This is a genomic window from Agromyces sp. P1_H4, assembly GCF_056405255.1.
In genome coordinates, this window is sequence record NZ_JBFUCL010000339.1 from 1 (window position 1) to 4,016 (window position 4,016).

The following is a 4,016-nucleotide window of genomic DNA, read 5'->3' on the forward strand; positions in this document are numbered from 1 at the left end:
CATCGAAGCAGGGTGCCGGCGACTCGGATGCCGCGGCCGAGGCCGAGGCGGAACGGCGACGCGCCGACGCCGCGCGTGCCGCCGAGCGCGAGCGCGCCGAGGCCGACGTGCAGGAGGCGCGCGACCGGGCGGAGCAGGCGCAACGCGACCTCGACGAGGCGCAGGACCTGCTGCACGCCGCCGAGTGGCACGCCGACGAGCTGCGCGACGAGCGCCACGACCTCGAGACGCGCCTGAAAGAGCTCCGCTGCGAGATCGCCGACGCGGAGCGCGGCGAGCGCGAGGCCGAGCGGTCACGCGCGAAGGCCGCCACCGCCGCCGACCGCGCCCGCGACGACGTCGAGGCCGCCGAGACCGCACTCGACGCGCTCGACTGACCGGCGCACCGCCCGCCCGCGAGTACCTGCGGCGACACCCAACCGACGGCATCGAGTGGTCGCAAACAGACCTTCCAGAACGGTGTGAAGCGCCGATCGTGGCCACTCGGCGATACGGCCACCGCGTGTCGTGATGCTGACCTCGCGGTGGGAACGGGAAGAAGCGATCCGCGCGCGTCGCTCAGTCGCGCGGCGGCCGGGGGCGCCGCGGCACGTAGCGCGGCACGTACCGCCACAGCACGGCCGCGCCCACGAGGCCGAGCACGCCCATGGTCGCGCTCGCCGCCATGATGGACGCCGCCGAGGTGACGGCCGCGAGCACGAGCGGCGCCGCGGCCTGGCCCGCGTCGGCGATCGTGCGGAACGCCCCGAGGAACGGCGCCGGGTTGGCCTTGGGCGCGAGGTCGGCACCGAGCGTGAGGATCACGCCGCTCGACAGCCCGTTCGCCACGCCGAGCAGCACCGCGACGCCGGTGAACCACGCGACGGCGTTCGGCAGGTCGTGGGTGAACGCGAGCACCAGCTGCCCCACGCCCAGGCCGACGAGGCCGGGGATGGCGCTCCAGAGGCGCCCGAATCGGTCCATCACCTGGCCGCTCACGTAGAACAGGGCGAAGTCGATGGTCGCCGAGACGCCGATCACGATGGCGGCGGCCTCGGGCGGCATGCCGATCGACACGGCCCACAGCGGCACGATGACGGTGCGGCTGGCACGCACGGCCGCGAGCAGGCCCACGCCGCTGCCGATCCGCAGCAGCACCGCACGGTGCGTCGCGATCGCGCGGAAGACGCCGTGCGACGCGGCATCCGCTTCGGCCTCGCCGATCGTGCGCATGCCGCCCGTGATCGCACCCGATGCGGCGACGGATGCCTCGCGCACGAGCTGCGCGGCGCCGAACACCCGCTCGGGGTCTGGCAGCACGAGCAGCACGACGACGACCGCGAAACAGGCCGCGACGAGCACCCAGAACACCACCTCCGACGAGCCCGTCCACKCGATGAGCGCGGCGGCCACGAACGGGCCGACGGCCCACCCGCCGCGGAAGACGCCGGCCAGGGTCGACAGGGCCCGCGCACGCGTCGCCTCGGGCACGTAGCTCGTGAGGAAGGCGTGCCGAGCCAGTCCGAACACCGCGGTCGCGAGCCCCAGCAGGAACATGCCGATGCCCAGGGCGAGCACGGTGGGTGAGACCAGCACGACGAGCACGCCGATCACCGCCAGCATCGCGGCGCCGATCATCGCGTTGCGCTCGCCGATGCGGGCGACGAGCCATCCGGCCGGCAGGTCGCCTGCGAGCTCGCCGACCATGACCATGGCCGCGACCAGGCCGGCCAGGGCGAGCGACGCGCCGCGTTCGGTCGCGACCACGGGGATCACCGGGATGATTGCGCCCTCGCCGATGGAGAAGAGCAGCGTCGGCAGGTACGCCGGCAGGATGATCGAGCGCCACGAGAACTGGGGCGTCGAGACGGTCATCGCTTCGACGCTACACCCGCCCATGGCGCCGCTCGCGCGGCCACTCGGTGACGGCGTTCGGCGACCGGGTCGGCCGCGCCGGGCTAGGGCGTGGTCGAGACGGTGCCGCGCCGGATGTCCCAGTCGACCGTCGCCGGTGAGCCCATCGAGCCGTCGGGCTGCTGCCTGCGGTACTCGAACCGCACTGAGCCGAACTCCATGCCGACGGTCTGCTCGACATCGCCCTCCGACGAGCCGGCGGTGACGACCGAGGTGATCACGAGGTCCTGCATCTTCACGATGAGCCACGCGTCACGACCGCCACGGGTCACGTGCAACTCGGCCTTGGGAACGTGCCGGCCGGATGCCACGAACCCGAGCAGCCTCGTGGATGCCGCGTCGAACGCGTGCTCCCAGGTGAGCGCCGTGGGCGAAGGGCGTCCCGCGCCGCCGCCTCCGCCGTGGCCGCCGCCCTGGCCCCACGCGCCGAGGTCGGAGGTCACGCCCCACGTCCACGACAGCAGCTCGATCCAGTCCTCGTGGCCGACCGCCGGCGACTCGCCCGGGGCATCCGCGAAGAACGAGAGATACGCGTGACCCGACATGGACGCCCCCTTCGCCGACGGCTCCGCGAGCCACCGCAGGCCGCCGCTGCACCGCAGTGTACGCCCGCGCGACTAGGCTGGGGAGGCCATGTTGGATCTAGACCTCACGCAGGAGATCGCCGCGCTGCGCTCCACCTTCCGCGACATCCGCGCCGTCGTCGACGTCGACGCCCTCGAGGCCGAGATCGCCCGGCTCTCCGAGCAGGCCGGCGCCCCCGACCTCTGGGACGACACCGAGAAGGCCCAGAAGGTGACGAGCGCACTGAGCCACCGGCAGTCCGAGCTGGCCAGGGTGAAGAGCATCGACTCCCGCCTCGACGACCTCGAGGTGCTCGTCGAGATGGCCCAGGAGGCCGGCGACGAGGAGACCGCGACCGAGGCGCGCACCGAGCTCGCGTCGCTGCAGAAGACGATCGGCGACCTCGAGGTGCAGATCCTCCTCGACGGCGAGTGGGACGACCGCCCGGCCGTCGTCACGATCCGCGCGGGCGCCGGCGGCGTCGACGCGGCCGACTTCGCCGAGATGCTCATGCGCATGTACCTGCGCTGGGCCGAGAAGCACAACTACTCGGCCACCGTCATGGACACGAGCTACGCCGAGGAGGCCGGCATCAAGTCGGCCACCTTCGAGATCGACGCCCCCTACGCCTTCGGCACGCTGAGCGTCGAGGCGGGCACCCATCGCCTCGTGCGCATGAGCCCCTTCGGCGCGGCGGGCAAGCGCCAGACGAGCTTCGCGGCCGTCGAGGTCATCCCGCTCATGGAGGAGGCGCAGGAGGTCGAGATCCCCGAGAACGACATCCGCGTCGACGTCTTCCGGTCGAGCGGCCCCGGGGGCCAGTCGGTGAACACCACCGACTCCGCCGTGCGCATCACCCACCTCCCCACGGGCGTGGTCGTGTCGATGCAGAACGAGAAGTCGCAGATCCAGAACCGGGCCGCCGCCATGCGCGTGCTCCAGTCGCGACTCCTGCTCATCCAGAAGGAGCAGGAGGCGGCGCAGAAGAAGGAGCTCGCGGGCAACATCACCGCGAGCTGGGGCGACCAGATGCGCTCCTACGTGCTCGCGCCGTACCAGATGGTGAAGGACCTCCGCACCGACTACGAGGAGGGCAACCCCTCGAAGGTGTTCGACGGCGACCTCGACGGGTTCATCGCCGCCGGCATCAAGTGGCGCAAGCGTCCCACCGACGACTGACTCCGGCCCCCTCGGGCACGCGTCCCGCGCCTGATCCGGTCGGACGCTAGGAGCGCACCGCGAACTTCGCGCGCGCCCGCGTGCGGGCCGCGGCGATGAACGCCTGGATGAGCGCGATGCCCTCGGGGTCGAGCCGCTCCTCGGGATGCCACTGCACGCCGAGGCAGAACGCGCCGTCCACCGATTCGATCGCCTCGATGACGCCGTCGGGGGCGGTCGCCGCGACGACGAGTCCCTCGCCGAGCCGGTCGACGCCCTGGTGGTGATGCGACGAGATGTCGAACTCGCGCTCGTGCGTGATCTCGGCGAGCAGCGTGCCCTGCGCGATGGTCACCGGATGCGAGGTGTGGGTGCCGTACACGTCGCGGTGAGGGGTGAGG

At 72.4% G+C, this 4,016-nt stretch carries 4 protein-coding genes and 1 pseudogene; 2 read left to right on the forward strand and 3 right to left on the reverse strand.

The features are described from left to right. A pseudogene (locus tag AC1DY2_RS16610) lies at positions 1–377 on the forward strand (hypothetical protein); the annotation flags it as partial. A gap of 181 nt (positions 378–558) precedes the next feature. Here AC1DY2_RS16610 and AC1DY2_RS16615 read toward each other — a convergent pair. After that, positions 559–1,854: an MFS transporter gene (locus AC1DY2_RS16615; RefSeq protein WP_476763419.1), complete on the reverse strand. Its 1,296-nt coding sequence runs from the start codon at positions 1,852–1,854 to the stop codon at positions 559–561. Between the two features lie 83 nt (positions 1,855–1,937). Further along, entirely contained in the window at positions 1,938–2,438 is a 501-nt protein-coding gene (locus tag AC1DY2_RS16620) for an Hcp family type VI secretion system effector (RefSeq protein ID WP_476763420.1), read from the reverse strand. Between the two features lie 88 nt (positions 2,439–2,526). Here AC1DY2_RS16620 and prfB point away from each other — a divergent pair, with 88 nt between their 5' ends. Beyond that, positions 2,527–3,636 carry a peptide chain release factor 2 gene (gene prfB / locus AC1DY2_RS16625; RefSeq protein ID WP_476763421.1) on the forward strand — a complete coding sequence of 370 codons (1,110 nt, stop codon included), beginning with the start codon at positions 2,527–2,529 and terminating at the stop codon, positions 3,634–3,636. A gap of 46 nt (positions 3,637–3,682) precedes the next feature. On the opposite strand, the gene AC1DY2_RS16630 is transcribed toward prfB, so the two are convergent. After that, a partial coding sequence (locus tag AC1DY2_RS16630) for a gamma-glutamyl-gamma-aminobutyrate hydrolase family protein (RefSeq protein WP_476763422.1) occupies positions 3,683–4,016 on the reverse strand: 334 nt, incomplete at its 5' end.